This window comes from Algibacter sp., assembly GCF_049667265.1.
Taxonomy (GTDB): Bacteria; Bacteroidota; Bacteroidia; order Flavobacteriales; family Flavobacteriaceae; genus Algibacter_B.
The window spans coordinates 1-5992 of record NZ_JBATHX010000040.1 but is presented as its reverse complement, the minus strand read 5'-3'; the positions used below and the strand labels follow the sequence as shown (position 1 = coordinate 5992).

Below are 5992 nucleotides of genomic sequence, written 5' to 3'. Positions count from 1 at the left end.
TCATTATGGGATTAGAATTCGATTATAAAGATGGACAAACACCTTTAGATGAAGAAGAAAAGGAAGGTCTTAAAATAAAGTCTATTACTACTCAAGGAGAACTAGATGAATTTGAGCAATTGAATATTGAAAAAGCAGTAGAATGGACTATTCATACAAAATTTAAACTTGAAAAAATTTTAACTGAAAAGTTTGTCAGAGACTTGCACAAAAGAATGTATGGTGATGTATGGAAATGGGCAGGCGATTTTAGAAAGACTGAAAAGAACATTGGAATTCCGTGGACGCAAATTGGAATTGAATTAAAAAATTTACTAGACGACACTAAGTATTGGATAGAAAACAAAACTTTTCCACCTGAAGAAATAGCTATAAGATTTAAACATCGCATAGTATCCATTCATTGCTTTCCAAATGGAAATGGAAGACACTCTAGGATGATGGCTGATATAATTATGGAATCAATATTTGAGAATGAAATATTTTCTTGGCATCAATCAAATATGGTTAAAGCTAACGAAACAAGAAATCAATATATAAAAGCTTTAAGAGAAGCTGATAAAGGAAATTTCAAACAGTTAATTGAATTTGCAAAAAACTAATGCCAATAACGTGTATTATTAATTGCTTGGTGACTGCCGACTTACGAACATTCCGGCGGAATATTCTATCCGTGATTTATTTACTAAATTAGTTGCTTAACCACGCAACTAACCATACACAAACACGTTGTGCATAATTAAAAAAAACGATAATGAAAATATCTTTTAAGGTATTATTTTTACTCTTCTTTACTATTTTTAGCACGAAATCTTTTTCACAGAAAATGGTTGAATATTACGAACCTGTAAAAAATGATAGTCTAAAAGTTGGAATAGGAGAAAATGACTTTCTGTCTTTTATTCAAAAAGGCTATACCCTAATGCTTCCTGAAAATAAAGAGATTAAAGGTGTACTTATTTTCCTCGAAGATTCAAAATATGACAAAAAGAATTTTAGCTCAAAGCAGATGTATAGTCAAGCATCTGAAAATAATTTTGCGGTATTGTCAATTTCAACTGAAATCCCTTTAGACTTTTACTTTTCTAAATCATCTGGGAATTATACTCATAATTTAATTAAAGAGCTCTTTAACAAACATAATTTACCTAATGAAAACATTTTCTTTTTAGGAGCAAGTTTAGTAGGACATAGAGCGATGAAATATATTGAATTTATCAAAAAGGGAGATTATGATTTTCAGGTTAACATAAAAGGAGTTGTTATTTGTGATTTCACATTGGATTGGACAAGAAAATGGCAACAACACAAACGAGATATAAAAATCAATTTAATTGACCTTTGGGAGCCAATATTTATGAATTTTATGTTGGAAACCTATTTGAAAGGCACGCCTAAAACTGCCCAAGATAATTACCACAATTTCTCGACTTATAGCTACTCTGATGAAAATAATGAGAATGTTAAGTTTTACAAAAATTATGCTGTTAGAGCTTATATTGAGCCTAAAATAAAATATAGACTAAAAAAGTACTACAGAACCTTATATGAAAACAATTCGACTGACATAGTTGGGTTTTTAGCCGAATTAGAACTTGCTGGAAATGAAAATACGGAATTAATTGTTTTACAACCAGAATATAATCAATCCGAAAATCGGAATACACAGACAACTTGGAATGAAATAAATAAAGATGATTTAATGGATTGGATAAATAAGCAAACGGAAAAATAACTACGCACAACAACGTATATAATTCATTGCTAGTGCAATGATTACTTGGAAAATCCTACGGATTTTCCTCTGGCTCGTTTTCTTTTGCTAAATTAGTTACCTAAACACGCAACGAAACCATACACGAAGCCGTTGTGCTTCAGGCAAGAACTTTAAAACATTTAATTCAAACAGAGGCTTAAATTGTATAAAGAAAAATGATTAAATCTTTCAAAAAATCTATCAACACAGAAGATATTGTTCAGGTAATAGTTGGGTCCTCTGCATTGACTGTTCCCATAGCATTCTCAGAAGAATCTTGGAGACTTAGCGAAACTTTACCTTTTCTTAACGTAATTGTACTTGTTTTTTTATCGTTATTATTTATTAGTTTATACTCTATTCAAGGAATATTTCAAGGACAAATAAAGCACAGAATATCCCATTTCGTTTTTCGAATCATAATTGATTATGGAATTGCCCTTATTATCGTTTTTATTGTTCTATTTGCACTTAACAGAATGCCAATTTTAGACGATCCCATAATTGCCTTGAAAAGAATAATTATACTTGGTTTTCCAGCATCTATGGGTGGAGTCATTGTTGATGGATTTGATAAAGAATAATTAGATATTGATAACCATCTATTCGTTTCATAAATAAAAAGGATGAGTAAAGCACGAAAGCACAGCAACATATATAATTAATTGCTTTGGCAAGTGCTTATTTGGAAAATTCCTTCGGAATTTTCTCTGGCTCGTGAATGTTTATTAAATTAGTTGCTTTACCACGCAACTAACCATGCACAAGACCGTTGTGTGCAATTTGAACAAACCGCAAACCAATGATAAAATTCTTTAGAAAAATTCGCCAAAAAATGCTCTCTGAAAATAAATTTAGTAAGTATCTACTTTATGCTATTGGTGAAATTGTTCTTGTAGTTATTGGAATTCTAATAGCACTTCAGATAAATAATTGGAACAATAATCACAAACTTGAAAAAGAAGAAATTCAATTAATGAAAAGTCTTCATAAAGAATTTACAATAAACCTAACTCTTTTTGATAAATCCTATAACCGCTACCTTACCAAAAAAGAAAGTATTGAAGCTGCAATGTCAATAAATCCCAAATTAATATCAGTAGACAGTTTGGTTTCACTTTCCCGAAGTGTTTTAAACACCCCGTCATATGACCCTTCTCAAGGCGTTTATAATTCAATGATTAGTACAGGAAAAATTAATCTAATTTCTGATAATGTTTTAAAGGAAAAAGTATCAGCCTTTCAAGGGTTACAACGCGATTATCAAGAAAGTGAAGAAACTATAAAGGATTTTCTGATTGAGAACTTACACAAGTTTATCATAACAGAAGGGCTAATCAACAATTATCAATTTTGGGTAAATAAAGCCAATGTTTCAATCGAAGAAGAGCAAAAAATAAATGAGAAGCTGATTGTTTTAATTGAATCCAACAAGTTTGAAAGTTCTATGATATTTTTAGCTTCATGGATGAATTCAGTTTTAAAAGAAGGTCAAAGTTTAAGAAAAGAAATAATTGCTATAATAAAATTATTAGAATTAGAACTCGAAGAATATGAAAATTAAAAATAGCATCTAAATCACATAAATAATTGGTAAAAGTAATACGGAAATTACAAATAACGAAAGCACAACAATGGCTATAAGCAATTGCTTAATCTCGCCTACTTCTGAAAATTATTGAGGATTTTCAGTTTGGTGTGTACTTGCAAAGTTATGTGCTAACTCACGCAACTAACCATACACAAACACGTAGTGCATTTAAGCGAAACTGGAACAATCCAACAATTTGAACTAAAAATATAAGTCAATAATGAAAAAAATAATTCTTCTATTTTTTGTAATTCTATTGGGAATAGAATCTTTCGCTCAAGAAACGCAAAATGACACTTATACCATTCAACGATTAATAATTTATAATTCGAATGGAGAAATTTTATTGGAAAAACACAAAAATGGTTGGATGACACCAGCTTTGAGACATAACTCAAAATTGACTACAAACAAAGGACTAAATGATTTAGCTTCTGATTTTGGACTTACAATTTCTTCACCAAAACTTTCGGGAATTTTTATGTTCATTTCCGATTATAAACCACAATCGTCTTTTCGACAACATTATGTTGCTAATTCTGTAGATGGAGAATTAAGATTACCAGAAGGAAAATTAGATGTGAAGTGGTTTTTGCCTCATGAAGCCATAGAAATGATGTCATTACCAGATGCAAAATTAATCTTTGCAGTTAGAGATATGACTGAACAGATTTTAAAATATCCTGAAATTATTTGGGGAGGAAGTTTTACATTGTGGAAAGAAAATGACAAGACAGTCTATAAGACAACCGAAAATTTCTATCCAATAGGAAAAGTGGAATAAAAACGCACTATAACACCGTGTATAAATAATTGCTTTGGTAAGTGCTTATCTGGAAAATTCCTTCAAATTTTTCTCTGGTTCGTATTTGTTTACTAAATTAGTTGCTTAGCCACGCAACTAACCATACACAACAACCTTGCCCACAATTTGAAAAAACAATGAAAACTCTAAATTTCATGCTGATTTTGTTGCTAACAGTTACTACTTGCGAATCACAAACCAAGAAAACTGATATGAATAAATTAGTTGGTGGACCTTGCGAAGGTTGTGAGGCAATTTTTGAATATGGGAACCTAAAACTAACATCAACAGACACACTTCCTGATTTTGAGAAAAACGAACCCAAATTGAAACTAACAGGAACTGTTTTTGAAAAGGATGGAAAAACGCCAGTTGAAAACGTTATTCTCTACATCTATCAAACAGACAGAAACGGAATTTATGCAACTAAAGGCAATGAAAAAGATTGGGCAAAAAGGCACGGATATATTCGTGGGTGGATAAAAACGGACAAAACAGGCGAATACACATTTTTAACCTTTAGACCTGCATCTTATCCAAACGGTGCAGAACCCGAACACATTCACATTACTGTAAAAGAACCAAACAAAAACGAATATTATATTGATGAATTCGTCTTTGATGATGACGCAATGTTGACGAAAAATGAACGAAACATATTAGAAAATCGCGGAGGTTCAGGAATAGTAAAGCCAATTTTAAAAGATGAAATTTTGACCGTAAAGCGAGATATTATTTTAGGCTTAAATATTCCTGACTATGAATAAGGTTCTTGTAATAATCACATTTTCAATATTACTAACTTCTTGTATTGGCAAACACAATTCAGATGCTCAAAAAGCGACTGTAACAGCTGAAAGAACAGAACTTAAAACTAAAACAACGGGCGACACGATTAAAATTGACCTAACCAAATCTAATATCTATTGGAAAGGAACCAAAATGCGTGGAGCAGGAAAACATGAAGGAGAAATTAAATTGAAAAGTGGCTACTTAATTACTGAAAACAACAAATTAGTAAATGGTAATTTTATTGTAGATATGACCACAATTGGAGTAACAGATATTCCAGAACATGAACCTGTGCCGAGGAATAACTTGAACAACCATTTAAAAAGTATAGATTTTTTTGATGTAGAAAAGTTTAAGTCATCCGAATTTCAGATAACAAAAATCAAACAAATAAATTCAGACAGTTTAGTTGTTTCGGGAAATTTGACTTTAAAAGATATTACAAAAAACATAGAGTTTGGAGCAAAATATCAAGGGAAATTTTTTGAGACAAAATTTACGTTGGACAGATATCAATGGAACATTGCCTACGAAGGGAATTTTGCAGATAAGACATTAGTAGACAAGGATATTGTAATGAAAATTAAATTAGAAACGGAATAAAAACTGTGTGCAACACCGTATATATTTTATTGCTAGTTCTAGCCTACTTATAAAAATCCTCACGGATTTTCTATTCGGTTTTTATTTACTAAATTAAGTGCTTAAAACACCCAACAAACCATATGCAAACACGTTCTATGCCATTGCCACTCACAACAAATGGAAAATCTAATTAAACATATAAAATCAAGAATCTTTTTAACTCAAGAAGAAGTAGATTTAATCAGTAAACATTTTATTCCTGTAGAAACTATTGCACAAACATTTCTTTTGGAAGCAGGAAAAACAGAACGATACATTTACTTCTTAAGTAGCGGAATTGTAAGAGGATACCAAAATGTAAACGGAAAAATAATCATAGAACATCTTGTTGACGAGCAAAACTTTTTTACTTCTATTGATAGTTTTATGAATGAAACACCCTCGTCTGATTATTTTGAAACTA

The 5992-nt window shown here is 30.9% G+C and carries 7 protein-coding genes and 1 pseudogene; all 8 read left to right on the top strand.

What is annotated here, in order from left to right:
- The first annotated feature begins 5 nt into the window (after positions 1-5).
- A complete protein-coding gene (locus WBN21_RS01295; RefSeq protein ID WP_424197504.1) occupies positions 6-602 on the top strand; it encodes a mobile mystery protein B in 597 nt (198 codons plus the stop codon).
- A gap of 152 nt (positions 603-754) precedes the next feature.
- The gene (locus tag WBN21_RS01290; RefSeq protein WP_424197503.1) at positions 755-1735 is read left to right on the top strand and encodes a hypothetical protein; all 981 of its coding nucleotides are present in this window, start codon (positions 755-757) and stop codon (positions 1733-1735) included.
- Between the two features lie 197 nt (positions 1736-1932).
- Entirely contained in the window at positions 1933-2340 is a 408-nt protein-coding gene (locus WBN21_RS01285) for a DUF2391 family protein (RefSeq protein WP_424197502.1), read from the top strand.
- Between the two features lie 218 nt (positions 2341-2558).
- Positions 2559-3320 carry a DUF6090 family protein gene (locus WBN21_RS01280; RefSeq protein WP_424197501.1) on the top strand — a complete coding sequence of 254 codons (762 nt, stop codon included), beginning with the start codon at positions 2559-2561 and terminating at the stop codon, positions 3318-3320.
- A gap of 247 nt (positions 3321-3567) precedes the next feature.
- Entirely contained in the window at positions 3568-4131 is a 564-nt protein-coding gene (locus WBN21_RS01275) for a hypothetical protein (protein WP_424197500.1), read from the top strand.
- Between the two features lie 158 nt (positions 4132-4289).
- Positions 4290-4919: an intradiol ring-cleavage dioxygenase gene (locus WBN21_RS01270; protein ID WP_424197499.1), complete on the top strand. Its 630-nt coding sequence runs from the start codon at positions 4290-4292 to the stop codon at positions 4917-4919.
- Positions 4912-5547 carry a YceI family protein gene (locus tag WBN21_RS01265; protein WP_424197498.1) on the top strand — a complete coding sequence of 212 codons (636 nt, stop codon included), beginning with the start codon at positions 4912-4914 and terminating at the stop codon, positions 5545-5547. The genes WBN21_RS01270 and WBN21_RS01265 overlap by 8 nt, the downstream gene beginning before the upstream one ends.
- Positions 5548-5706: 159 nt before the next feature.
- Positions 5707-5992: pseudogene (locus WBN21_RS01260) on the top strand (Crp/Fnr family transcriptional regulator); the annotation flags it as partial.

What these genes read in the sequence shown, in the direction of transcription:
- WBN21_RS01280 (WP_424197501.1), top strand. Translation starts at nt 2,559, where the DNA reads ATGATAAAATTCTTTAGAAAAATTCGCCAAAAAATGCTCTCTGAAAAT.
- WBN21_RS01285 (WP_424197502.1), top strand. Translation starts at nt 1,933, where the DNA reads ATGATTAAATCTTTCAAAAAATCTATCAACACAGAAGATATTGTTCAG.
- WBN21_RS01275 (WP_424197500.1), top strand. Translation starts at nt 3,568, where the DNA reads ATGAAAAAAATAATTCTTCTATTTTTTGTAATTCTATTGGGAATAGAA.
- WBN21_RS01270 (WP_424197499.1), top strand. Translation starts at nt 4,290, where the DNA reads ATGAAAACTCTAAATTTCATGCTGATTTTGTTGCTAACAGTTACTACT.
- WBN21_RS01265 (WP_424197498.1), top strand. Translation starts at nt 4,912, where the DNA reads ATGAATAAGGTTCTTGTAATAATCACATTTTCAATATTACTAACTTCT.
- WBN21_RS01290 (WP_424197503.1), top strand. Translation starts at nt 755, where the DNA reads ATGAAAATATCTTTTAAGGTATTATTTTTACTCTTCTTTACTATTTTT.
- WBN21_RS01295 (WP_424197504.1), top strand. Translation starts at nt 6, where the DNA reads ATGGGATTAGAATTCGATTATAAAGATGGACAAACACCTTTAGATGAA.